At 61.7% G+C, this 25,047-nt stretch carries 20 protein-coding genes and 1 pseudogene; 11 read left to right on the top strand and 10 right to left on the bottom strand.

Annotated features, from left to right (window positions below):
* Positions 1-454: pseudogene (locus VF436_RS00765) on the top strand (hypothetical protein); the annotation flags it as partial.
* A gap of 24 nt (positions 455-478) precedes the next feature.
* On the opposite strand, the gene VF436_RS00760 reads toward VF436_RS00765, so the two are convergent.
* From VF436_RS00760 to VF436_RS00750, 3 genes are all read right to left on the bottom strand, one after another.
* Positions 479-1,600, bottom strand: coding sequence for an SLC13 family permease (locus tag VF436_RS00760; protein ID WP_330902053.1), 1,122 nt, complete (start codon positions 1,598-1,600; stop codon positions 479-481).
* A gap of 217 nt (positions 1,601-1,817) precedes the next feature.
* Complete coding sequence (locus VF436_RS00755) at positions 1,818-4,301, bottom strand: ABC transporter permease (RefSeq protein ID WP_330902052.1); 2,484 nt, start codon at positions 4,299-4,301, stop codon at positions 1,818-1,820.
* A 52-nt stretch (positions 4,302-4,353) separates the two neighbouring features.
* The gene (locus VF436_RS00750) at positions 4,354-5,064 is read right to left on the bottom strand and encodes an ABC transporter ATP-binding protein (RefSeq protein ID WP_330902051.1); all 711 of its coding nucleotides are present in this window, start codon (positions 5,062-5,064) and stop codon (positions 4,354-4,356) included.
* Here VF436_RS00750 and VF436_RS00745 point away from each other — a divergent pair.
* From VF436_RS00745 to VF436_RS00735, 3 genes are all read left to right on the top strand, one after another.
* Positions 4,979-5,671 (top strand): arylesterase, encoded by a 693-nt coding sequence (locus VF436_RS00745; RefSeq protein ID WP_414649790.1) that lies wholly within the window; start codon positions 4,979-4,981, stop codon positions 5,669-5,671. The genes VF436_RS00750 and VF436_RS00745 overlap by 86 nt on opposite strands.
* 214 nt (positions 5,672-5,885) lie before the next feature.
* Entirely contained in the window at positions 5,886-6,608 is a 723-nt protein-coding gene (locus VF436_RS00740) for a response regulator transcription factor (protein WP_330902049.1), read from the top strand.
* 30 nt (positions 6,609-6,638) lie between these two features.
* The gene (locus VF436_RS00735; protein WP_330902048.1) at positions 6,639-7,619 is read left to right on the top strand and encodes a HAMP domain-containing sensor histidine kinase; all 981 of its coding nucleotides are present in this window, start codon (positions 6,639-6,641) and stop codon (positions 7,617-7,619) included.
* Between the two features lie 136 nt (positions 7,620-7,755).
* Here VF436_RS00735 and VF436_RS00730 read toward each other — a convergent pair whose 3' ends face one another.
* Positions 7,756-9,102 carry a 3-oxoacid CoA-transferase gene (locus VF436_RS00730; protein ID WP_330902047.1) on the bottom strand — a complete coding sequence of 449 codons (1,347 nt, stop codon included), beginning with the start codon at positions 9,100-9,102 and terminating at the stop codon, positions 7,756-7,758.
* Between the two features lie 167 nt (positions 9,103-9,269).
* Between VF436_RS00730 and VF436_RS00725 the strand changes: the two genes are divergently transcribed.
* The 3 genes from VF436_RS00725 to VF436_RS00715 all read left to right on the top strand — a co-directional run bounded on the left by VF436_RS00725 (position 9,270) and on the right by VF436_RS00715 (position 12,412).
* Entirely contained in the window at positions 9,270-9,641 is a 372-nt protein-coding gene (locus VF436_RS00725; RefSeq protein WP_330902046.1) for a BlaI/MecI/CopY family transcriptional regulator, read from the top strand.
* A complete protein-coding gene (locus tag VF436_RS00720) occupies positions 9,628-10,914 on the top strand; it encodes a M56 family metallopeptidase (protein WP_330902045.1) in 1,287 nt (428 codons plus the stop codon). Before VF436_RS00725 ends, VF436_RS00720 begins: the two co-directional genes overlap by 14 nt.
* Positions 10,915-11,407: 493 nt before the next feature.
* Positions 11,408-12,412 carry an isoaspartyl peptidase/L-asparaginase gene (locus VF436_RS00715; RefSeq protein WP_330902054.1) on the top strand — a complete coding sequence of 335 codons (1,005 nt, stop codon included), beginning with the start codon at positions 11,408-11,410 and terminating at the stop codon, positions 12,410-12,412.
* A gap of 63 nt (positions 12,413-12,475) precedes the next feature.
* Here VF436_RS00715 and VF436_RS00710 read toward each other — a convergent pair whose 3' ends face one another.
* The 3 genes from VF436_RS00710 to VF436_RS00700 form a co-directional block, all read right to left on the bottom strand.
* On the bottom strand, positions 12,476-13,060 hold the full coding sequence (locus VF436_RS00710; protein WP_330902044.1) for a response regulator transcription factor: 585 nt from the start codon (positions 13,058-13,060) through the stop codon (positions 12,476-12,478).
* Complete coding sequence (locus VF436_RS00705; protein ID WP_330902043.1) at positions 13,057-14,373, bottom strand: ATP-binding protein; 1,317 nt, start codon at positions 14,371-14,373, stop codon at positions 13,057-13,059. The genes VF436_RS00710 and VF436_RS00705 overlap by 4 nt, the downstream gene beginning before the upstream one ends.
* A gap of 70 nt (positions 14,374-14,443) precedes the next feature.
* Entirely contained in the window at positions 14,444-15,985 is a 1,542-nt protein-coding gene (locus VF436_RS00700) for an oligopeptide:H+ symporter (protein WP_330902042.1), read from the bottom strand.
* A gap of 292 nt (positions 15,986-16,277) precedes the next feature.
* Here VF436_RS00700 and VF436_RS00695 point away from each other — a divergent pair, with 292 nt between their 5' ends.
* Positions 16,278-16,649, top strand: coding sequence for a diacylglycerol kinase (locus tag VF436_RS00695; protein WP_330902041.1), 372 nt, complete (start codon positions 16,278-16,280; stop codon positions 16,647-16,649).
* A 48-nt stretch (positions 16,650-16,697) separates the two neighbouring features.
* Here the strand turns inward: VF436_RS00695 and VF436_RS00690 are convergent, their stop codons facing one another.
* The gene (locus VF436_RS00690; RefSeq protein WP_330902040.1) at positions 16,698-17,456 is read right to left on the bottom strand and encodes a sel1 repeat family protein; all 759 of its coding nucleotides are present in this window, start codon (positions 17,454-17,456) and stop codon (positions 16,698-16,700) included.
* Positions 17,457-17,619: 163 nt separating this feature from the next.
* Between VF436_RS00690 and VF436_RS00685 the strand changes: the two genes are divergently transcribed.
* The 3 genes from VF436_RS00685 (at position 17,620) to VF436_RS00675 (ending at position 19,730) form a co-directional block, all read left to right on the top strand.
* Positions 17,620-18,237, top strand: coding sequence for a LemA family protein (locus tag VF436_RS00685; protein WP_330902039.1), 618 nt, complete (start codon positions 17,620-17,622; stop codon positions 18,235-18,237).
* Positions 18,238-18,361: 124 nt separating this feature from the next.
* Positions 18,362-19,225: a TPM domain-containing protein gene (locus VF436_RS00680; protein WP_330902038.1), complete on the top strand. Its 864-nt coding sequence runs from the start codon at positions 18,362-18,364 to the stop codon at positions 19,223-19,225.
* Between the two features lies 1 nt (position 19,226).
* A complete protein-coding gene (locus VF436_RS00675; protein ID WP_330902037.1) occupies positions 19,227-19,730 on the top strand; it encodes a TPM domain-containing protein in 504 nt (167 codons plus the stop codon).
* 105 nt (positions 19,731-19,835) lie between these two features.
* Here the strand turns inward: VF436_RS00675 and VF436_RS00670 are convergent, their stop codons facing one another.
* Entirely contained in the window at positions 19,836-22,697 is a 2,862-nt protein-coding gene (locus VF436_RS00670; protein ID WP_330902036.1) for a TonB-dependent receptor plug domain-containing protein, read from the bottom strand.
* 573 nt (positions 22,698-23,270) lie between these two features.
* Positions 23,271-25,047 (bottom strand): TonB-dependent receptor domain-containing protein (locus VF436_RS00665; RefSeq protein ID WP_330902035.1); only part of this gene is annotated, 1,777 nt, incomplete at its 5' end.

The following is a 25,047-nucleotide window of genomic DNA, read 5'->3' as shown; positions in this document are numbered from 1 at the left end:
TGACCTGGACATCAACGTGACCCTGCCTTCGAAGATGCCGGTGGCGATCAACGTCGGTTCGGGCGACGGCTGGGTGCGCGGCGTGCAGCACGTTGAAGGTCACGTTGGTTCGGGCGACCTGCATGTGAACGACATTGCCGAAGTCTTTATCGGCAGCGTCGGTTCCGGCGACATGGACGGCAGCACGCTTGGAAGCCTGCAGATCGGCTCGGTGGGCTCGGGCGATGCCAAGTTTCACGACATCAAGGGTGACGCCAAGATCGGCAGCATCGGCTCAGGGGATGTCACGTTGCAGCATGTGGGCGGTAATGTCCGTGCCGATACGCTCGGCTCTGGCGACCTCAGCGTGCACAACGTGCGCGGCGACTTCAGCCTCGGCGCCAAGGGCAGCGGCGACGTGCACAAGTCCGAGATCGCGGGCAAGGTGAGCGTGCCGCGCGATGATGACGATTGAGTGAAGTCGCTGGCGCGAGCGACCTCACCGATGCATCACCATCCACACGCCATAAACCGCTGGCCCGCACACCAGCAGGAACGGTACCGACACGCGGTGGAAAAGTGCCATGGAGCCCGGTTGTCTGGCCAGGCGCAGGGCGATGAGATTGGCCAGCGAGCCGATGACCAGGCCGAAGCCGCCAACGTTGACGGCGACGGCCAGAGCCATGGCATCGGAGGCATGGTCGAGTAGAAGCACCGTGGCCGGTACGTTGCTGATAACCTGGGAGGCGAGGATGCCAGCCAGGTACAGGTTGAGCGGGCGATCAAGGTCGAGATGGCTCAGGGCGTTCTGCACCAATGGCAGTTCGGCCAGATGGCCCAGGGACAGGAAAATGGCAGCAAAAGTGGCCAGCAGCAGCCAGTCGAGGCGGCGCAAGGGGCCGCGTTCGATCAAGAACGGCACGATGACAAGCCCGGCACCGAGCAACGCCTGGCCGTTTTCCATCATCAGGACCATCATCGATAGCGCCACCAGTGACAGCAGACCCAGTTGCATGCTTGCCTGCGGGTGATCCAGCCGCTCGTTGTCGAGCTCGATGCGGGCGCGCGGCAGCCAGAACCATGTCAGCAGAGCTACCAGCGCAAACATCACGGCGGCTGCCGGCAGCATCACGCGTACGAAGGTGAGCAAGGGCAGGTGCTGGTATTGCCACAGCAGAAGATTCTGCGGATTGCCTATTGGGCTGATGGTGGAGCCGGCATTCACCGCCAAAGCCTCCAGGATCACCATGCGCAACACGGGCAAGTTGGTCATGGCGCCGATGGCCACGGTCAGCGGTACCAGCAGAAACAGGCTGACATCATTGGTAAGCACCGTGGAAAGCAACGCGGTGGACGTCACCAGCAACAGTCCCAAGCCACGCAGCGAATGCATTCGCGAGACCAGTGATACCGCAATGCGCTGTACCCATCCGCTGTCGCGAATTCCCTGGATGGCCAGCATCAAGCCGAACAGCCCGGCCAGGGTGGGCAGGCGCAGCCAGCGCTGATAGTCACGCCACCCGTGCGGATCGGCGATCGCCAGCACGACCGCCAGCAGCGCGAACAATAGCAGCAGCCATTCGTGTTTCAGGCGCTGGTAGAGGCTTTCGAGACGACTCATGATTTCCGCAAGATGTCCATTGGTGGCGACGACTTCAGTCGCAGATTAGCGTTTTAAAACCTCCAGGCCGTGACTTGCCTTGCCTGGTAGGAGCGGATTCATTCGCGAAGCAAGTCGCGATGAGGTCGCGACGTGGAGGTTTTAACAACCCCTATCTGCGACGGGATCGCAGGCGGCTTCGCGAATGAAGTCGCGCCTGCCGAGGATCGTCGAATTGTCAGCCCTCCCGCAACAGGCGCATCGGTGATGTGCGCGTCACGGTACGCGTGCCCGCCAGGCCGAGCAGCATCACCACGACAGCGGCGACCAGCGCGGCGACAAACAGCGGCACTAACGGTGGCACAAAGCCATCGATATGGAACACTGCCCGGCCCATCCAGATGCCAGTGCCAATCGCGCCAAGCGCCGCGGTCAGGCCGGCGACCAGGCCAAGCAAGGCGAATTCACAGGCTGCGGCCGCGCGCAATTGGAATCGGCGCGCTCCCAGGGTGCGAAGCAAGGCGGCTTCGTGGCGCCGTTCGGCCGCACTGGCGGCCAAGGCGGCAGCCAGCACCAACGCGCCCGCCAGCAGACTGAATCCCAGCACCCAGCGCACGGCATTGCTGACCCGGTCGACGATCTCGCGCACCCGGTCCAGCAGGGAGTCCACATCGATCAGGCTCAGGTTGCTGTAATCGCGCGACAAAGTGGCCAATTGCTGTGTGTGTCCACGCGGCAGATAGAAACTGGCGATCCATGTGTGCGGCAGATCCTTGGCATGCGCCGGATCAAGCAACAGGAAAAAGTTCACCCGGAACGAACTCCAATCCACCTTGCGGATACTGGTGACCTTGGCATCGATGTTGCCTTCGCCCACGTTGAAGCTCATGGTGTCGCCAGGCTTGAGGTGGAACATGTCGCGCCAGCTCACGTCGACCGATACCTCGGCCTGCGGAGGGTGGGAGCCAGCCCATTGGCCCTGCTCGATCTGGTTGCTCGGTGGCAGTTCGCCGGCCCATGACAGGCGCAACTGGCGATCGGCCCAATCCTTGGCGCGTTCGTCCAGTGGCAGCCTGTCCACGGGCGTGCCGTTGATGGCGGTGAGCTTGCCCACGGCCAGCGGCAGCATGTTGAGCTTCTGCCCGCCCAGTGTGGTGACGCTGTGTTCGAAGCTGTCGCGTTGGTCATCCTGCAAATTGAGCACGAACCAGTTGGGCGTATCGGTAGGTAATTCGCGGCGCCAGCCTTCCAGTAGCGCAGGCGCTACGATTGCCAACAGCAACAACGCCACCAGTCCCAAGCTCAACGCGGTAGCCTGGATCAGGCTCATGCCACGCCGTCGGGCCAAGGCCGCCAATCCCAGGCGCAATGCCGGATGGACTCCCGGCGCAACGCGACGGGCGGCCCACAGTAGCAGCGCCGCGAGCAGGGCGGCGATGGCCGCCACGCCGACCAGGCTCACGGCGAGGATGCCAGCCAGACGGGCCGAGCCGCTCTGGGTCCAGATCAGGGCCACGGCCACGATGGCGGGTACCGCGTACAGGCTGTCGAAGCGTCGCACCCGGCGAGTGACGCTGTCACGGAACACCGCCACCGGGGGCACCTCCGCCAGTCGCGCCAGCGGAGGCAGGGCGAAGCCCGCCAGCACGGCGATACCCATGGCCGCGGCGGCAAACGCCGGTCCCAGAGGCAGTTCCGTCGGCACGGCGGTAAACAGTTGGCTGGCGAAGCTCCAGGCGCCCTGCGCCAGGCCCAGGGCCAGCACGATGCCCAAGGCCGCCGACGGGATGGCCAGCGCGGCCAGGGTGCCCACCAGCAGGCCGAGCACGCGCCGGCGTGGGGTGCCGATGGCACGCAGCAATGCCACTTCGTGTGTCTTGCGGCGCGCGTAGCGCTGGGCGGCCAGCGCGATCGCCACGCCGGCCAGCAGTGCCGAGAGCAGCGCCGTCAGACGCAAGAACGAACCGGCGCGATCGAACGCACTGCGCATGCGTTCCTGGGTCTGTTCCGGCGTCATCAGTTCCGCGCCCTGTGGCAGTTTGCTGTCCTGGGCGGCGGCGCGCCAGCGGCGTACCGGGTCGGGATCGCCGGCAACCAGCAGGCGATGGCGCGCGCGACTGCCAATACCGAGCAGGCCCGCCTGTTCGGCATCTTCCAGGCTCATGAGCGCACGCGGTGCCAGCGGCAGCAACTCGCCTCCATCCGGCTGGCGGACCAGTTCGGCGGCGATGTGCAGGTTGCGGCCGCCCAGTTGCAATGAGTCGCCGGGCTTGAGGCCCAGGGCGACCAGCGCACGATGATCCAGATACACCTCGCCAGCGCCAGGTGCATGCGCGTCGGTGTGGTCGTGACCCTGGGCGTCGATGATTTCCAGCGTGCCTCGTAACTGATAGGCCTGGTCACTGGCCTGAACGTCGAGCAACTGGCTCTGGTCGTGCACGAACGCAACGCTGGGAAAACTCGCGCCACGGCTGGTCTTCAAGCCGAGCCGGGTAGCGTCATCGGTGTAGCTGGGCGGCAGGGCCTGGGGCGAACTGATGCCGATGTCGCCGCCAATCAGTTCGGCGGCGCTGGCCAACATGCCGCGTTCGACGCGAGCGGTCAGCGTAGCGACCACGCCCAGAGCCACCACGGCCAGCACCAGCGACGCGGCCAGGGTGCGCAGCTCAGGCAGGTGCCATTCCCGACGTAGGCTGCGCAAGGCAAGCAGGATCAGCTTCATGCCATCGCCTCCTTGATGCGCGCGGCGACAGCGCGCATGCCATCCATCGAACTCATGACGCGGCCCTCTCGCCCTGGTTGACCACGCGCAGGATGCGGCCGTTATCCAGTTCCACGTGTCGCGTGCAACGCGCAGCCAGGCGTGAATCGTGCGTCACCAGCACCAGGGTGGTGTGATGATCCTGATTGAGCGCAAACAACAAATCACTGACGTGATGGCCGGTGCGCTGGTCGAGGTTGCCAGTGGGTTCGTCGGCGAAGAGCAGGCGTGGGCCGTGCACGAAGGCGCGTGCGATGGCTACGCGCTGTTGCTCGCCGCCGGAAAGCTGCGCCGGATAGTGGTGGCGTCGGTGGCCCAGGCCCACTGCATCCAGGGCTTCGCGCGCGCGCGATCGCGCATCGCTGGCGCCTTCCAGCTCCAGCGGAAGCATCACGTTTTCCTCGGCGGTCAGCGCGGGCAGCAAATGAAACGACTGGAACACGAAGCCGACCAGGCGACGGCGCAAGTCCGCTCTTTTTTCCTCGTCGAGCTGTTCCAGCGCATGGCCATCCAACGCAATGCTTCCGCTGGTGGGGGTGTCCAGGCCGGCCAGCAGGCCTAGCAAGGTGGTCTTGCCCGAGCCCGAGGCGCCCACGATGGCGAAGCTCTCGCCTGAATGCACCTGCAAGCTCACGCTGCTGAGGATATCCAACTGCCCCTCGGGGCCTCGTACCGACTTGCTAACATCGCGGGCATCGAGAAGAACACGGGATGGACCACTCATGCTTCGTTTCCTTGTAGTACTGCTGTTGTCATTGGCGGCAGGGACAACCCAGGCAGCCACACCCAAGACGGTGCTGGTGCTCGGCGACTCGCTGTCGGCCGCGCACAATATCCCGGTGGAGGCCGGATGGGTGCATTTGCTGGGCGACCGCCTGACGAAGATGGAGCCGGGTTGGTCCGTGGTCAATGCCAGTATCAGCGGAGAGACCTCGCTGAGCGGCCGCAATCGCTTGCCGGCCCTGCTAACCAAGTACAAGCCGTCGATCGTGGTGCTGGAACTGGGCGCCAACGATGGCTTGCGCGGTCTACCGCTGGATGCGCTGCGGACCAACCTGGCGGCGATGATCGACCAAGCCCAGGCGGCCAAGGCGAAGGTACTGTTGCTGGGCATCGAATTGCCGGTGAATTACGGGCCCCAGTACCGCGATGGTCTGCGTGCGATCTACAGCGACCTTTCTGGCCAAAAACACACTGGGCTGGTGCCGTTCCTGCTCGACGGTGTGGCCTTGAAGCCCGAACTGATGCAGGACGATGGCCTTCATCCCGTCGCTGCCGGTGAGCCGATGGTGCTCGATACGGTGTGGAAGCACTTGCAGCCCTTGCTCTAGAGCGAAAGGCTGGAAGATAAAAAGTGAGTGGTGAGAAAAGAGCCGAGTTGGCCAGCCGCGACGAGCCCGCCCTCACTTCCCCCACTCACTCCTCGCGTTTAAAGAGGATTCCTAAACGCTGCTGAACTGGTCGAAAACGATTTCACGCACTTGTCACCGGCTTAATCGTTAGCTGTTCACCTTTGTGAAATCCCTCAGCGAGCGGGAGGCAAGAATGAGTTCACGTGACGAGCAAGCCGGTTTGGTACTACTGGTAGAGGACAACCGGCAGATCGCCGAGATGGTGGGTGAATTCCTCGAACGCCGGGGATATTCCGTCGACTACGCCGCCGATGGTGTGAGTGGCCTGCATCTGGCTGTGTCCAACAGTTATGACGTGGTGGTTCTGGATCTCATGCTGCCCGGCATGGACGGCCTGGATGTCTGCCGTAAGCTGCGCAAGGATGCCAAGAAGTCCACGCCAGTGCTGATGCTGACCGCCCGCGATACGCTGGAAGACAAGTTGGTGGGCCTGGAAGCCGGCGCCGACGACTATCTGGTCAAGCCGTTCGAGGTGCGCGAACTGGAGGCACGCCTGCGTGCACTGATCCGCCGCGACCGCCGCCAGGTATCTACCGAAGTGTTGACCGTGGGCGACATGACGCTCGACACGGCCACACTAAGACTGACGCGCGGTGGTCAAGAACTGACTGTGTCGCCGATCGGGCTGAAGCTGTTAGCCATCCTCATGCGCGAATCGCCGCGCGTGGTCAGTCGCCGTGATATCGAGCGCGAGATCTGGGGCGACACACTGCCCGATTCGGACACTCTGCGCTCGCATCTTTATAACCTGCGCCGGGTCATCGACAAACCGTTCGAACGCCCGCTGTTGCATACCATCCACTCGGCCGGCTACCGTCTTGCGGACCTTGAAACGGAGGTGGCGTCGGCCATGTAACTCCGGCCCTCCGGGGCCGGCGGCTTTCCTATGGAAACCAGCAGGGGCAATTCGCACAAATCGGGCTCGCAAGGTGGAACGTTCTATCAACGCATTGCGTTGATCTTCGGTCTTCAATTGCTTGCACTGATCATTGTGTCTTTGATGGGCGCGTTCAACGTCGCTCCGCTTCCGGCCGTGTTGTTGCTGGTGGTCATCATCAGCATCCTCGGCTGGATGGCGGCGCGACGCGAATGGTCTTCGGTGCATCACCTGATTGGCGTGATGCGCTGTTGGGACGAGCGTAAGCCCGATCCATCCGGATGGGCTGAAGAGCGCATGCCGCGGCGCTCGACGTCCGACGTGCGCGAACTGGCGCGCGGTATGCACAGCTTCGCCAGTCGTATCGCCAGTTACAACCAGCGCGAGCGCGAATTCACCCGCGATGCCAGTCACGAGCTGCGCAGTCCCTTGACCGTAATCAAGATGTCGGCGGACATGTTGTCCGATGAGTCGGCACTGGGTGAGTTCGGTCAGCGATCCGTGCAACGCATCAAGCGTGCAAGCCGGGAGATGGGCTCGCTGGTGGAAGCGTTGTTGATCCTGGCGCGCGAGTCGGACAACGGCCTGAGCATGGAAGACTTCGTGGTCAATGAAGTCATTCGCCGGGAACTTGATGATGCACGCGACCTGCTGCATGGTCGCCCGATTGAACTGGTGCTCGAAGAACCGGCCAGCTTTGCTCTGCATGGCTCGCCGCAGGTGTTCTCGGTGCTGTGCTGGCAGCTGATCCGCAACGCTTGTCAGCAGGCCGAGCAGGGCACCATCGTGGTGACCGTACTGCCTGGCGTGATCTCCGTAACCAGCCAGTCCGATGACCAGGACAACGCGGTGGACCGCCACGGCTTCGAACTGGCCATCGCCCGCCGCATCAGTGAACGCTTCGCCTGGGAACTGGAACTGCAGACTCGCGAAGGGCGACAGCACATCGCGAGGGTGAAATTTCCGCAGCCGTTGCCAGCGAATGTGTAGTGCTGCTTCGCTGTCAGGAGTTAGGAGTTAGGGGCGCAAAAGCGGCTCGAAAATTTCAGCTCGCTCTCGCTCCTGACAGCCCACGAGGGGGCGACCTAACTCCTGACAGCCCGCGTCAGCGGGCGACCTCACTCCATTAAAGCCCTACCTCGAACTCACACCCTGTCTTGCCCTTGACGTCTTCGAGTGTCACGCCTTCGTGCAGCTCGATCAGCTTCAGGCCCTTGCCCTTGTTCACTTCGAACACGCACAGGTCGGTGATGATGAGATCGACGACTTCCTTGCCGGTAAGCGGAAGGTCGCACTGGTCCTTGATCTTGGGCGAGCCATCTTTGGCGGTGTGCTCCATCAATACAACGACGCGCTTGACACCGCTGACCAGATCCATGGCGCCGCCAGGGCCCTTGACCATCTTGCCGGGCACCATCCAGTTGGCGAGGTCGCCGTTGGCCGACACTTCCAGGCCGCCGAGAATGGACAGGTCCACGTGGCCCCCACGAATCATGGCAAACGATTCGGCGCTGGAGAAATAGCTCGATCCGGGCTGGCTGGTGATGGTCTGCTTGCCGGCATTGATCAGGTCCGGATCAACGTGGGCCTCGTCCGGGAACGGACCGATACCGAGCAGGCCGTTTTCCGATTGCAGCGTGACGTCGATGTTTTCGGGAATGTAGTTGGCGACCAGGGTGGGAATGCCGATACCCAGGTTCACGTAGAAGCCGTCACGCAGTTCCTTGGCGGCGCGCTGCGCCATGGCCACGCGGATCGGACTTTCCTTGCCGGTATTGGCGCCGGCGATGGTGCGGAATTCGATGCGCTTTTCGTACTTCTCGCCCTGGATGATGCGATCGACGTAGATGCCCGGCACGTGGATCTGGTCCGGTTCCAGTTCGCCGATCTCCACCAGTTCTTCCACTTCGGCCACGCAGGTTTTGCCGCAGGTGGCGATCATCGGGTTGAAGTTGCGTGCGGTCTTGCGAAACACCAGGTTGCCCAATCGGTCGCCCTTCCATGCCTTGACGATGGAAAGATCGGCATGGATGGCTTCTTCGAGCACGTATTCCTTGTCGCCGAACGTCTTGGTCTCCTTGCCGTCGGCCAGCTTGGTGCCGAACGCGGTACGTGTATAGAAACCGGGAATGCCCGCGCCACCGGCGCGCAGCTTTTCGGCCAGAGTGCCTTGGGGAACCAGGTGCAGCTCCAGCTCGCCGGCCAGCACCTGGCGCTCGAATTCCTTGTTTTCGCCCACGTATGAGGCGTACACGCGCTTGACTTGGCGAGTCTTGAGCAAGGGACCCATGCCGAAATCGTCCACGCCGGCGTTGTTTCCGACGATGGTCAGGCCTTTGGTGCCAGCCTCGAGCAGGGCGCCAATCAGGTTCTCCGGGATACCACACAGGCCGAAGCCGCCCGCGGCGATCGTCATGCCGTCGGACAGCAATCCGTCCAGGGCCTGCTTCGCGTTTGCAAAAACCTTGTCCATTGCGATGCCTTCTAACTGGGGAGAGTCAGCTGCCTAGCATACGACGGATCGGGGGCAGCCCCACGCTGTACGAAGGTCCAAGCCGGCGCGCGGCGGTTTGCTGGGCTTGACGAGCTACGTTTACGCATGTAATCGTTAGTGTCGCTTACACATGTAAACGGTGACTTGTGTCGATCAGTGAAGCCGAAGCGGTAGTCATGGATGTGCTCTGGCGGCAGGCGCCGCGCAGTGCCGAGGAAATTCTTGCCGACGTGGGGCCGCAGCAGGGCTGGCAGGAGGGCACGGTCAAGTCGCTACTTAATCGACTGCTCAAGAAGAAGGCCGTGCGCGCCGAGCGGGAAGGACGCAAATACTTGTACTCGCCCAAGCTGACGCGTGAGCAATACGTATCGCAGGAGAGCAAGGGCCTGCTCGACCGCTTGTTCGACGGTCGTATCGCTCCACTAGTCGCGCACTTTTCCGAGCAGCGCAAGCTCAGTCGCAAGGATATCGCGGAGTTGAAGCAACTGCTGGAGGACATGGACGATGACCAGCCTTGAGTCCTGGCTGTCCGTATTGCGCGCGATCACGGTGGTATTCACGCTGGCTGTGCTGGCCGTTGCGTTACTGCGCCATCCGGTCAGACGTTGGCTGGGCGCAAGTGTGGCCTTCCCTTTGTGGGCGATGCCGCCGTTGGCTGTACTGGCCACGGTGTTACCTCACGGCCAGGGCATGCATCTGCCAGCCTTGCCGCCGCTGATCGTGACGGTGACGAACATCGCGCATGAACGCATGGCGGCAAGCCTGCCATTTTCGACGGTAGGCACGACCTGGTTGCCGGTGGTGTGGTTGATAGGTGCGCTGCTTACGTTGTCATTTGCCTGCTGGAGCCAACTGGGTTTCCTGCGGCGTATCCGCGCAGGTACGTCCTGGCCTGCAGCCATGCGAGGGCTGCGCATCTGGCAGGCGTGCGATTGCTCGGTCGGGCCGGCCATGGTTGGCATGTGGCGTCCGCGCATCGTGGTGCCTGGTGATTTTGCCCAGCGCTACGACGAGGGCGAGCGCCGACTCATCCTCGCGCATGAGGCCATGCATATTCGTCGCGGCGATGGTTGGTGGTGTGCATGGGCGCAAGCGTGTGCCTGCATTTTCTGGTTTCACCCACTGCTCTGGTGGGCGCTGCGTGCGTGGCGCCACGATCAGGAACTGGCTTGCGATGCGGCGGTGCTGCGCGAGCATGCAGGTCAACGCCGTCGTTATGCCTTGGCCATGCTCAAGACACAGACAACGCATGCTGCGTTGCCATGGGGTTGTGCGTGGTCCCCTCGTCATCCCTTAACGGAGCGGATAGCCATGTTGCAGAAAGCCAGGATCAGTCGTTCGAAACGTGTTTGGGGCAGCACCGCCGTGGCGCTGCTGGTGGCTTGCGCTGGCGGCGCTGCCTATGCGGGTGCCGGAGCACCTACGAGCGTGCCGCTCACGGAAGGGCACTACCTGCTTAACCTGGACGTTGTCAGCAGCGGCCGTGCCGATCCCCTGCACATCAAGAGTTGCCTCATCAAAGGCCAGCGCGTGCAACTGACCGAGGGTGATGACAAGGCAATCGCTCCCTGGCAGGCCTCCGTGGGCGTGGATGCTGCCGAAGGCGGCTTGCTGGAGATATCGGCTGAAGTGACGGGCGGTACGCTCAAGGAGCCGACTCATCCCCGCGTACGCACGCTGCCCAACCAGGAGGCGACGATCATGATCGGACAGCAGATGCAGGCGCAGAACGGCAAGCCAGGTTTCGATCACACGCTTACGTTGAAGCTGACGCCAAGCCAGGGTTGCTGATATGGAACGGGCCGATCACGCCGGCCCTTACTGGAAAAGTGAGTCATGAATCCACCCGACTCCCTGCTTTCTCTCTTGTTGCCGCCCCTCGTGGCGTTGACGACGGCGTTGTTGTCGGTGTTGTCATTGCGCTGGCCCGCACGTCGCTGACTGGGGGCGCGGCGGGGCAGGCAAAGATCGAGCACAGCTTCTTCATCGGCGTGACCATGAACCTGGGCTGCGAGGGGCATGGTGTGAGGTCTCGCGGGTCGCCTTGCTGCAAGGGGAATCAGGCCCGCGAGCCGCATACCACCGGAGCGAGAGTTTAAGGGCGCCGGTGCGGCCCATGAGCCTGGATGCGGCAGCCGGCGGTCGGTCACGTTTTGATCATTCGGTTGATCTTGTCCCCCGGTTGGCGATGCCATACGGCTGAGCATCCACATCGGACATCCTATACTCCGGGCACGACATCTATCCCGGAGAGCGTCGCGTGAAGCAGTACCTGTTTGTCGCCATGACTGCGTTGAGCATGGCCGGAGCGGTGCATGCCGGCCCAGTGCTGGTCATCCACGGCGGGGCCGGGGTGATCAAGCGCGACATGAGTCCAGCGCGGGAAAAAGCAGTGCGTGCGGCGCTGACCCAGGCTTTACAGGCCGGTTATGCCCAGCTCAAGAGCGGCAAGGCGGCGATCGACGCCGTATCGGCGGCGATCGTGCTGTTGGAAGATGACCCCAATTTCAATGCAGGCAAGGGGGCGGTGTTCACCCATGACGGCAAGAACGAGCTCGACGCGGCGATCATGGATGGCTTTACGCTACGTGCCGGCTCGGTGGCCGGCCTGCACCGGGTGAAGAACCCCATCCTGCTTGCGCGTGCGGTGATGGAGAAATCCGAGCATGTCATGCTGGTTGGCGAGGGTGCGGAAGCATTTGCCAAGGAAGTGGGTATCGCCCTGGTCGATCCTGGCTATTTTCGCACCGAGGAGCGTTGGCAGCAGTTGCAAAAGGCATTGAAGGAAGATCGCATGCGCAAGCCGCATGCGGATGAGGAGACCGCCAAGCACTTCGGTACCGTCGGTGCCGTGGCGCTCGATGTGGCCGGACACCTGGCGGCAGGCACATCCACGGGGGGCATTACCGACAAGCGCTATGGCCGCGTGGGCGACTCTCCGATCATCGGCGCGGGCACCTATGCCGATTCCGGCTGTGCCGTCTCTGGCACTGGATGGGGCGAGTACTACATCCGCACGGTTGCGGCACATGAAATCTGCATGCGTGTGACGCAGATGCGCGTACCACTCGATCGCGCTGCCGCGGAGGTCATCAATCAGGAAATCCCATCCATGGGCGGCAACGGCGGTGCCATCGCACTCGATGCTGACGGCCATATTGCCATGCCCTTCAATACCGACGGCATGTATCGCGGCTGGATCGGTGCTGACGGTGTACCGCATGTAGCGCTCTATGGCGATGAAGACGACGGCACCGGCGAGCCGCTTCCATCCGCATCGGATGAGTGAAGAGGAAGAGCAACGTTGCCGACCTTGGCTCTTGACTCTTCACAGCTCGCGCAGCGTGCGGTTTTACTCGCCACCTTCAGGTCTTTCTCTCACCGGGTGCTTGCTCAGCTTGCGTTGAAGTGTGCGGCGGTGCATGCCTAGTCTGCGAGCGGTTTCGGAAATGTTGCCGTCGCATTCGGTGAGCACGCGCTGGATGTGCTCCCACTCCAGGCGACGCAGCGCCAGTGGCGCTTCGGGAGCATCGATGACATCTTCTTCGCTCGGCGCGTTGTCGCCATCGAGCAGCGCGCGCACCACCGCATCGGCATCCACGGGCTTGGACAGATAGTCATGCGCACCACGCTTGATCGCTTCCACGGCAGTGGCGATGGAGGCGTAGCCGGTGAGCAGGAGCACGCGGATATCCGGCACCAGGGCTTTCAGTTCGGGGATCAGCCGCAAGCCATTCTCTTCGCCGAGCTTGAGGTCCAGCACGCAGTAGCGTGGATGATGGCGCCGCGTCATGGCGCGCGCCTCGTCGGCGTTGCTGGCGGTGATGACTTCAAAGCCTCGTGATCCCAAGGCACGAGCCAACACGCGTGCGAAGGTCGGGTCGTCGTCGATGATCAGCAGCGGTTGGGCTGGCGTCGTGTTCGGCGAATCGGTCATGGGGCAGGGCTCCGGGTAACTTGGTTATCGCTGGCAGCTACGACGGCCAGCGGAAGGCGCAGGCACATCTGCGCGCCGTCCTTGTAATTATCCGCGATCAGCTCGCCATCCAGGCGTTCGGCCGTTGCTTCGGCCAGCGCCAGGCCGATACCCAGTCCGCTGACCTTCTGCGACAGGCCCAACTGTGCCAGTTCCAGGTCTTCGTCGAAACCCGGGCCATGATCGCGAACGGTCAGCTCCAGCCAGCCGGCTTGAACCCGCACATCGAGGCTGACCGCAGCCGTTTGCTTCATTTCCGAAGCATCCACGGCATTGTTGAGCAGGTTGATGAGCGCGTGGCGCAAACCCGGTGGCGTGCGCAGTACCACGTCGGCGGCGTCGGGTTGGATGTCCAGCGTCAGCTCGGCTTCCGGTCGCAGCAGTTGGAACCGCTCAAGGCAGCTGTTGATGAAGCGTTGCACGGTATGGCGCTCCGGCTCCTGCGAGAGTTGCGCCTTGCCGAAGGCGACCATCTCGCGAAGGATGGTACGACACCGATCCACCTGGTCGCGCAGCAATTGAAGATCATCCGATAGCGCCAGGTCGTTGGCATGTTCGCGTTGCAGCTCAGGCAGCAGGGTGCGCATGGTCGATAGCGGGGTGTTCAGTTCATGCGCGGCGCCCGCTGCCTGGGTGGCAATAGCCAGGATGCCCTCATCGCGCAAGGCGCGCTCGCGGACGCGTTGCATTTCGGTCTGCTGCCGGCGCAGGTTGCGCGCCAGGGTATTGATGAAGAAACCGAGCAGCAGGGCGCTGATGACGAAGTTCACGCCCATGCCGGCGATGTACAGCGCGATATCGCCGATGAAGGCATCCTGCGGCGGTTCGGGCAGTGGCACATACCACACCAGCAGGGCCAGGTAGGCAACCCCGGCCAGGGTAGCGATGGCCAGGACGGCAGGTACCGAGAGCGCCGCCGCGCTCAGGGCGATGGGCACCAGCAACAGCATGATGAACGGGTTGCTGGCGCCGCCGGTGAAATACAGCAGGTAACCGAGCACCAGGGTATCGGCGCCGACATGGACGATGGTTTCCCATTCGCGCATCGGAGCCGGCTGAGTCAGACGCCAGGCGGCGAATACGGAAAAGATCGCCAGCGCACCAATACCCACCAGCAATGGCAGCAATGGAATGCTCAAGTGCATCCACAAGGAGCAGAAGAACACAGCCAGGCTCTGACCGGAGATGGCGCACAGGCGCAGCCATGCCAGCGTGCGGGCAAGAGCCGCGGGGCCGGTGCGTTGCAATTGCGCCTGGCGTGATCGGTATCCCATGGGTTCCACAAAAAAGGCCGGCAGCGAAATGCTGCCGGCCTATGTTACTGCGCGATGGCAAGCTGGGTCGTCAGGCCGGCTCTTCGCTATGCACGGCTGGCAGCGCAGTGGGCGCGTCGGCCTGGGCGTGGCTGTTGGAGAGCTTCTTCATGATCGGTAGCACGGCCAGTGCGATCACGGTGCAGGCAATGCCGACCATGCCAAGCTTGTTGAACAGGTTCACATAGATCGGCAGCGATTGCATCGGATCCTTGATATCCGAGGGGATGCTGGCCAGATTGGCCACGATGCTGCCCAGGTACTGCGAAATACCCACGGCAACGTAATAGGCGCCCATCATGAAGCCGCCCATGCGAGCCGGGACGTAGCGCGCGATCATGGCCAGGCCGAGGCCGCTGACCAGCAATTCACCCAGCGAGTACAGGCCATAACCCCATACCATGGTCCAGGAAGATACTTGGCCGTTAACCGCATGGGTCGCGCCCAGGCCATACATGAAAAAGCCCACCGCCACGGCGGCGAAGCCCAGGGCGAACTTGGCGGCGACGGAGGGGTCCTTGCCGGCGCGACCGAGCGAGTTGTAGATAAATACCAGCACAGGGCTGAGGATCACGATCCAGATCGCGTTGAGGTTCTGGTATTGCTCGGGAATCCAGGTAAACAACGGCATACCGAACAGGCTGAAATTCAGGTCTACGTTGCGCTGTGCGAACAGGTTCAGCGAGGTCGCCATCTGGGCGTAGAAGATGAAGAAAAAGATCGTCTGCACCGTCAGCACCAGCGCCACGATCAGGCCCGAACGCTCGTTCTTGCGGCTGTTGGCGATCAGGTAGCCAAAGATGCACAGGATCACGATGCCGGCCAGCGCGACGGCGCCCTTGGCGATCAGCAGGCTTTGCAGGATGCCCGCCGCGACGAACACCATCACCAGCGAGGCTACGAACAACAAGGCAGCCCGCTTGACGTTGATCGGCTTCGCATCGGGCTCGGAGCCGATATGCGACAGCGTACGCTGCATGAGCATGTAGTTGACCAGGCCCAGCACCAGACCCACCGCACAGGAACCGAATGCCGTGTGCCAGCCGAGCGAATCGCCGTAGTTCTTGCCCACGTAGTCGCGAATCCATGGCGTGGCCGTCATCGAGATCATCGAGCCGATGTTGACGGCCATGTAGTAGATGGTGAACGCGCTGTCGATGCGCGTGTCATCGCCCTCATAGATCTTGCGCACCAGGTTGCCGGCATTGGGCTTGAAGAAGCCGTTGCCGACCACGATCACACCCAGTGCGACATAGAGCAGGGTCGGGTTGCTGGAAGGAATCCACAGCATGGCGTAGCCGATGGCCAACACCACCGCGCCGGTAAGCATGGTGCGGCGCGTGCCGATCAGCTTGTCGCCGATCCAGCCACCAATAGCCGGTGTGGCGTAGATCAACGCCGCGGCGGCACCCCAGACGAGATTGGCCTTGGTATCGACGAAGCCAAGCTTCTTCATCATGTAGGTGACCATCAGCACCTGCATGCCGTAGAAGCCGAAGCGCTCCCACATCTCGATCATGAAAACGGTGGTGAAGGATCGGGTCTGCGAGACCGGTGGATTCTGGATTGGCATAACTGTTCCGTACGCGGTTCATACAACGGTCGCGGAGCGACCGGCGAACGGGCCCCTGTCGAAGGCCACAAGCGATCAAGGGTACCCGATCCGTGCCACAGGGCGCGCTGCGCCGCACCAGGCAGGATTTTGCGCGAACCGCGCCTGGGCTAAGCCGGCCCCAGGATGGGTGTGGCATGATGCTCGCCCTGAACGGTTGCTCAAGAGCCCCAAGGCCCTGCCCATGCTGATGTTTTTCCGCCCTTTTCTCCCGGCCAAGACCCCATTCCGTGCAGGCGAGGCCTGCTGAGACATGGCAGCGCAGGGTTTCCGTGGTCCCCGTCAGGTCTGGGCTGCGCTCAAGTGGTCGATGAAGGGCCTGCGGGCCGGCTGGGATTTCGAGGCTTCGTTCCGGCTGGAAGTGGTGCTGGCCATCATCCTGGTGCCGGCCGGTCTGTGGCTGGGGCAGGGCGCGCTGGAGAAGCTGGCGTTGATCACGCCGATCCTGCTGGTGCTGAGCGCGGAATTGCTCAATTCGGCGGTAGAGGCGGTGGTAGACAAGGTCAGCCCGGAGTTTCATGAACTGGCCGGCCGAGCCAAGGACATGGGCTCGGCCGCGGTCTTCCTGCTGTTGCTGCTGACCTTCCTCAGCTGGGCTTTGATCCTGGGGGCGCGCTGGTTTTGATCAGCGCGCCGCTGGAGCCGGGAGCTGGCGCGGTATGTGTCAGGGTATTTATTTGGTCTTCCTGCCGTTATCTGGCGACGTGCCGTCGCCATCGACCTGTCCTACCGTGACGGTGCCACGCCACATGCCATCACGCGTTTTCATGTATTGGTCCGGGTCCCATCGCGTTTTGTCCTGCAGCGTGTCGCTGCAACCATCGACGGGTGCGCCATTGATGGTCGGCGCGTTGCAATCGCGTTTGTAGTAGTCGGGCGTAAGGGAAATCACGTCATTGCCGGTCGCATAGGTCATACCGGTACCGGTGATATCGGCCAGTGCCTGGTGCATGGCATGGGCAAGACGAGGCTTGGCCACCGGATCGCCGTAGTCGGCATAGAGCTGCTCGACCAGTATTTTCGCCTTTTCGCGCTGCTGGTCGTCAAGACCGCTCCAGATGCGATCTCGCGTGGCGAGAAACTGAGGGTATTGGCGCTCGGCAGAGATCGCGACCCAGGCGAACGCAGTGACCGGATCTTTCTCCACGCCCTGGCCGTTGAGATACATCAAGCCAATACTCAACTGCGAAAGCTTGTCGCCGAAGCGCGCGCCATATTTGAAATCCTGCATCGCGCCAGCGTAGTCGCCGCGAGCGAATTTCTGCATGCCCTGGAACTCGCCATGCTCATCTGGATGCCCTACCGTGGATGTCCGGCGCATGGCATCGAGTATTTCCTGATTGGCCTTGTCGTTCATGTCCTGCGCCGCTGCATGCATCGACAGCGCCGATGCGATAGCCAGAACGACCAGCCTTCCCCATGGACTTTTCATCGTTTCCCCTCCCTTTGAATCTCTGAATGAATCGCCCTCCGGCGACTGTGACTGTAGGGTATCGCGCCTGGTTTCTTTGGAGCAGTGCCGGAAGTCAAGCGCAAGATTGCACGACGCCGCGCCGAATGGTGCAATGGGCTATCCACCCAAGGAGATCGGCCTAATGAAAGCTTTACGTATCATGGCATTGCTCGTGATGCTCATCGGCCTTTCTGGCTGCGGATATAACGCCATTCAGCGTCAGGACGAGGCCGTCAAGGCGGCCTGGGCGGAAGTGTTGAGCCAATACCAGCGCCGTGCGGATCTGGTGCCGAACCTGGTCAATACGGTCAAGGGTTATGCCCAGCATGAGGAAAGCGTGCTCACCCAGGTGACCAATGCGCGTGCCAAGGTCGGTTCGGTGCAGATATCGGGCGATTCGCTGAACGATGCCCAGAAGCTGCAACAGTTCCAGCAGGCGCAGGGTGAGCTGTCCAGCGCGTTGTCGCGACTGATGGTGGTCAGCGAGAACTATCCGCAATTGAAAGCCAGCGATCTGTTCCAGAACTTGCAGGTGCAACTGGAAGGCACGGAAAACCGCATTACCGTCGCGCGAAATCGTTATATCAAATCTGTCGAAGAATATAACGCGATGATCCGCACGTTTCCCAACAACATGACCGCGAAGATGTTCGGCTACAAGGTCAAGCCGAATTTCACCGTGGAGAACGAAAAAGCGATTGCCACGGCCCCGACGGTTGATTTCGGTTCGAAGCCGGCCGCGCCCGCCAGCGCCCACTGAATTCGAGTGCTGCTTGCGCCGGGCATTGCTCCTGTAGCTGATCCTGGAAAAGCGAGGCTTTATGTTGAGGCTCTTCAAGATCACGTGCTGGCGTTCCTGCTTTGCTGGCGTATGGATGCTGGCGATGCTTTTCGCCATGACCGCGAGTCGCGCCGAGGATGTGCCGGTTCCTCATCTGGTGCGTCATGTCACCGATCTCACCGGCACGCTGACCGCGCAGCAGATCGATCAACTCGATGCGCAGTTGGTTGCGTTGGAAAAGCGCAAGGGTGCTCAATTGCTGGTGCTGATGGTGAGCAGTACCGCGCCGCAGGATTTGGAGAGCTATTCGCTGGCGGTGGCCGAATCCAACCGGATCGGGCGCAAAGGCACCGATGACGGGTTGCTCCTGCTGATCGCCAAGGATGATCGCCGTGTTCGCATGGAGGTCGGTTACGGATTGGAGGGGGCGGTGCCTGACGCGGCGACTGCGCGTATCACGCGCGAATACATCGCGCCGAAATTCCGCAACAACGATTACTACGGCGGCATCCATGACGCTGTGGGAGCCCTGACTCAATTGATTGATGGCGAGTCGCTGCCGCCTCCTGTGGAACCTGTCGTGCGTGAGCATCGTGGCGTGGATATGCAGACCGCGCTGATGGTCGGGTTGTTTGCTGCCTTTTTCTTGCGCGGCATTTTCTCCCGCTTTCCTGCCGTGGGGCGTGCCGTACTGGGTGGCGCAGCGGTTGGCGTGATCCTGTGGGTAGTGGCATCCCTGTTCATGGGGGTGGTCGGCGCGATTTTCGGTGGCTTGTTCATGCTGTTGCCATCGCAAGGAGGACGTTCGATTGGCGGGGGTGGTTGGGGCGGTTGGGGTGGCCTCGGAGGAGGCGGCTGGGGAAGGGGCAGCGGCGGCGGCGGTGGCGGTGGCGGCGGCGGCGGCGGCGGCGGATTCAGTGGTGGTGGCGGTAGCTTCGGCGGTGGCGGTTCGTCGGGGAGCTGGTGATATGGCACTGATCGTGCGCGTTTGGCGCAATCTTTTCGGCGGCTGGATGCAGTTGCCCAGGCATTTTCCTGCGACTTTGCTCGATGAAGTCAGTGCCCTGGTGGCCAAAGGCGAGAAGACTCATCGCGGTGAAATTCGCGTTGCCATCGAGGCAAGGCTGTCGCCGCTGGGTGTGCTCGGTGGACAGACGGTCAGGGCTCGGGCCGAGGAGGTGTTTTGCAGGCTGCGTGTATGGGATACGGAACACAACAATGGCGTGCTGCTGTACATCCTGCTTGCCGAGCGCCGCATCGAGATCGTGGTGGATCGCGGTATCGCGCGATACGTCGATGAAGCGGCGTGGAAAGATATCTGCCAGGCCATGCTCGCTCGTTTCGCTCACCAGGACTGGCGCTTGGGATTGATCGAAGGTGTGACCTCGACACAACGGTTGCTGGCTGAGTATTTTCCGGCCGCAGGGTCCAAACACCGCGACGAGCTGCCGGACGATCCCGTCATTCTTTAACGCGTTGGCCTCAAGCCATTTCGTAGGGATGACGTCACCAGGCATGCAGGCAAAAAAAAGCGGACCCGAAGGTCCGCTTTTTTCGAAGCGCTGGCTCGTGAGAGCTTAGAACTTCTGGTTGTAACGCAGGTAGAAGTAGCGACCGTAGTCGTACGACGGGTTGTACACGAAGCCGCTGTTGCCGATCGTGTTGCTCGAAGCGGTGTAGAACAACGGGCCCTTCTTGTTGAAGACGTTGTTCGCACCGATCGAGAACTCGCCGTTCCACGGCGCATGCCAGCGCAGCGAAAGGTCGTTGAACGCAACCGCACCGACCTGGCGCTTCGGCGTGATGCCGACGCCCGGGGTGTAGTAGTTCGGCAGATTGCATTCGAACACGCAATCTTCCTTCAGGCCCGAGTAGTAACGGATGCCCCAGGTGGCGCCGAAGTTGCCCAGGTCCCAATCCAGGCTGGCATTGGAACGCACGCGCCAGGTGGAGTATTGGCCGACCGAGTAGATCGTCGGGCTGTCGCCGCCGGGTGCATTGTTGAACTTGCTGACGTAGTTGTTATCCGAGTGGATGACGAAGTTACCGAACGAGAACTTCGGCAGGCGATACGTCACGGCAAAGTCGTAACCTTCGGTCTCCAGGCGACCGCGGTTGGTCAGCGTATGGACCAGGTTGACGACCTGGCCGTCCGCGTTGCGCTGGAACTCGCCGCATGCCGAAGCAATGCCGCGCAGATAGCAGTCGTCGAGCACATCGTCAGAGCTCACGGCACTGATGATGTTGTTGATACGGATGTTGTACCAGTCCAGCGAGATGTTCAGGCCATCGGCGTAGCTCGGGCTATAGACCAGGCCCAGGGTCTTGCTGAGCGAGGTTTCCGGCTTGAGCTTGGCGTTGGAGCCGGACAGGAACGGCGTATTCGACTGCGCAGGAGCGGAGTCGACCGGCGTGCCGGTGGCGTCGGTCTGGCGGAAGTTCGGGCCCAGGCCGGCGGCACGGCAGCTGGCGATAGCGTTGGCATTGCCGAAGGCGGCCGCACCGTAGACCGTATCGCACGGGTCGGTGTAGACGTCGAAGGTCTGCGAGGTGCCGCCGTACAGGTCGTTGATCGTCGGCGAACGGAAACCTTCGCCGATGCTGCCACGAACCAGCAGGTCGTCGAACGGCTTCCACTCCAGGCCGAACTTGCTGTTGGTGGTGCTGCCGAAGGTGCTGTACTTGGAGTAACGGCTCGACAGGTCCACCGACAGGCGCTTGGCGAATGGCAGGTCAGCCAGCACCGGCACGTTCAGCTCGAGGTAGGCTTCCTTGGTGTGGTAGTTACCCGAGGTTGGCGACGAGGCCAGATCCGTCGACAGGCCCGTCTGCGAGAAATCATCCGGACGATTGAAGCCTGCGTTGCGGCGGTATTCCAGGCCACCTGCGAATTGCACCATGCCGGCGGGCAGTTGGAAAAGGTCACCGGTGATGTTTGCCGAAAGGCCGGTTTCCAGGGTGCCGTAGGTACCGTTCGGCGTAACGCCGATGTACGACAGCTGATCCGGGGTAAGCGAACCGGCGCCGCCGAGGATGTTGACCGGCGTGCAACCGGCGATGACCGCGCCCGGACGACCGCACTTGATCACGCCGTCGGTGTCCTTGAAGGACGGGCCCAGGCCCTGGGCCAGGTTCAGCAGGTTGTAGTTGCCGGTACCGAAGATGTCGCCGTGGTTCTTGTTGACGTAGGCGTTCACATCCCAGTTGAAGTTGTGCGTGCCAGCCTGGAACGCACCATCGAGGCCCACGCCGACGCGGTAGGTCTTGAGGGTGTTCTTGGTGATACGCGGGCTTTCGACGCCGCGGCGCAGGAACTCAAGGTCCGTCGGATCGGCATAGCCTTGCTGGCTACCCAGCGGGTTGTAGTAGCTGTCCTTGCTGATGGTGATGCCATCAGGGAACACGCCGTCGACTTCGGTGTTGCCGGTGCCCAGCGGATAGCCGGCCACCTGGATGATCGACGTACGCTCCGAATAAGCGGCATCGGCATGCAGGCTGACGTTGTCGGTGAAGGCATAATCGACCTTGCCGTACAGCGACTTACGCTTGGTTTCCGGCATCAGCATCATCTGCTGAGAGGCGTTGTAGTTGTCGACGGTCTTGTCGTAGGCGTGGTAGTCGCCGAGCTTGGTCGGATCACCGCCGGCATTGAGCTTGAGCGGACCATCCGGACCGTTGAGGATCAGGCCGCCCGGGCCGTACGAGGACAGGCCGACGTTCGAATGATACGGACCATCCGGGTAGCGCGAGAAGCTGCGGTCGCGCGCCCATACCGGATCTTCCTTGTTGTAGCTGCCACTGAAAACGTACGACAGCTTGCCGATCTTGTTGCCCCAGGTGAAGTCGTATTGCTGCTGGGTGCCGTCTGTCTGGCCGTACTTGCCGAAATAGACGTTGGCGTCGCCGCCTTCGATATTCTGGCGCGTGATGATGTTCACCACGCCGGCGATGGCGTCAGAACCATAGATGGCCGAGGCGCCGTCCTTCAGGACGTCGATGTGATCGATGATCGAGGCCGGGATCGTATCCAGGTCGGTAAAACCATCGGCATTGGTGCCCCAGCGGCGGCCATCGACCAGCACCAGCGTACGGGCGAAGCCCAAGCTGCGGATGTCGATGTAAGAGCCACCGGCATAGGTGTTGGAGGTCAGCACGGCCGACTTGCTGTAACCGGGCGAGCCCGCCGCGGTCAGGTGAGACAGGATGTCGCCGACATTGGCGTAACCCTGCTTCTGGATATCCTCGCGGGACATGGTGAAGACGGGCTGAGCCGTTTCCACGTCCACGCTGCGAATGCGCGAACCGGTCACCGTGATGGTTTCCAGGTTCTTGGTTTGACTCTGGTCGGCCTGTGCCGGTGCGGCATCCTGTGCCGAAGCCCATACGGGCACCACGAGAGCCGCTGCGATGGCAGCGGCCAACAGTGACTTTTGCTTCATATTGTTCGCAACTCCGAAAAAATCCCCAGCGGTCTGCTTTTTTGCAGCTCCGTCTGGTTCCCTAGATTTCGCATGCCTGCCCTGGGGAGGGAGCATGCGTCGGCATCGCTGAGCCGTGGGGACAGTCGATGTAATGTCGAAGTTAAGGCAAAAAGATGCGAAAGCGCAATATGTAATGCACAAAAATTGTGCGCATGTCGTGCTAACTTATTGTTGTAGCGCAAAATTATGTCAAGACAGTGTCAATGTTTCAGTCGTTTTTTCAGATTTCGTACAAATTTCATCTACTTGGATGGACCGAGTCGACCCAAAGTCTGGCGATGGTTTGGCCGCAAGTTTCGCGCCAGTTTGGTGCGCCTGTTCCTCTTAGTGGGCGCAAAATCATGCGATTGAGTGCGCTTGGCTTCTCCAGGAGCGCACCCAGCCGCCCTGAACACAGCAGCGCAGTTGATGCTATCCGTGCGGTCGCGCGCGCATCAGGATCGGGTCTGTTTTCCCTCGACATTTGCCTTTCAATATCCAAAAAAAAGGCGGGCATTAGCCCGCCTTTTCGCATTGCGCAATTACCGAAAATCAAAACTTCTGGTTATACGAGACATAGAAGTAGCGATCGAGGTCAAATGAGGGGTTGTACGGCGGGCTGCCGGTGCCGGCCGCGTTGACGTTGTAGTAGTACGGCCCCTTTTTGTTGAACACGTTATTGATGCCAACCGTGAACATGCCCTTCCAAGGCGCGGTATAGCGGAATTGCGCATCATGGAAGGTTACCGAACCCTTGCGGGCTATGCCGGTGCTACCGATCCAGGGGTTGGTATAGTTTGGATTACTGCACTCGATCACGGCATCGGCCGTGTTGCTGTAGCAGCTGTCCTTCATGCCGGCGAAGTAACGCATGGTCCAGGTTGCACCGAACTGCTTGAGGTTCCAATCGACCTGCAAGTTCGAACGCAGGCGATAAAGCCCCGTCGTGCCATCCATGAAGCCCGCGTTGCTCTGCGTGACGGCACCAGGCCCGCTGACCGTCTCGTACTTGCTCAGATAGCTGCTGTCGGAGCTGACGCGGAAGCTGCCGATGGCGGTTTCAGGTAGGCGGTAATGGACGCCGAAATCATAGCCCTGGGTGCGCAGCGAGCCCAGGTTGGTCAGGCTTTCGGTGAGTTCGGTGATGGTCCCCTCGCTATTGCGCTTGAATACGTTGCAGAACGAAGAGACGTTCTGCACGTAGCAATAGTTGAGAATCGAAGACGCATTGACGCTGCTGATCAGATTGCGCACGGATACGTCATAGTAGTCGACCGTGATGTCCAGCCCAGGCACGTAGTTCGGGCTGTAGACCAGGCCCATGGTGCGCGTGATGGATTTTTCAGGTTGCAGGTTCGGGTTGGACGTGGAAATGAATGGCGTTGGAGTCTGACCGCCGGCGCTACTGCCAATTTCCCGTCCAGTCTGATCGATCTGGCGATAGTTCGCCGGAACACCGGCCGCACCACAGCGTGCGGCGACGCCAGGGTTGAAAGCGGATGCGCCATAGACGCTATCGCACGGATCGAGGAAAGTCTCGAAGCTTTGGCCGCTACCCGAATACAGGTTGTCCAACGTTGGCGCACGGAAGCCCTTGGCGAACGTACCACGCACGAGCAGGTCTTCGATTGGACGCCAGCGGAAGCTGTATTTGTTGTTGGTGGTGCTACCGAAGTTGCTGTAATGCGAATAGCGCGTAGCGCCGTTGACGCCCAACTCTTGTGCACCAGGAAGATCGCGCAACAGGGGGATATCCAGTTCCAGGTAGGCTTCGTTGACGATGTAGCTGCCACGCGTGGGCGCGCTGGCCAGGCTGGTGGTCAGGCCGGCCGAATCATTGGCGTCAGGGCGGAAGTTGCCTTTTTCGCGGCGATGCTCGACACCGCCAGCGATGCTCACCGTGCCGCCTGGCAGGTCGAACAGGCCGCCAGTGACGTTGGCGCTGATATCGTCGGTCTGGCTGGCTTGGCGCGCAGTGCCGGTATAGCCCACATAGTTCCAGACCGATTGCGGCGTTCCGCCTGGGCCTGCCAGGATGTTCCAAGGCACGCAACCGGCCGCGCGCGCGGCTGGATCGGCGCAGGCAACACTGCCGTCGGGCAAGGTGACGGTCGGGCCTAGCGCGTTGGCGGCATTGGGCAGATAAATGTTGCCGGTGCTGATCTGCCGGATATTGGTGCGCGAATAGTTGTACGTCGCGTCCCAGCTCCACTCGTGATTGAGCAGGTTGAAATAGCCTTCCGCGCCCACGTCGAAGTGCTTGAGCTTGGTGCTGGAGTGGGTCACGCGCGGCTGTTCGACGGTACGCCGCTGGAAGGATGTCACGTAG

This window comes from Dyella sp., from assembly GCF_036384435.1.
In the GTDB taxonomy this organism is placed as follows: Bacteria; Pseudomonadota; Gammaproteobacteria; order Xanthomonadales; family Rhodanobacteraceae; genus GSA-30.
This window is presented reverse-complemented; position numbering and strand designations above follow the sequence as displayed.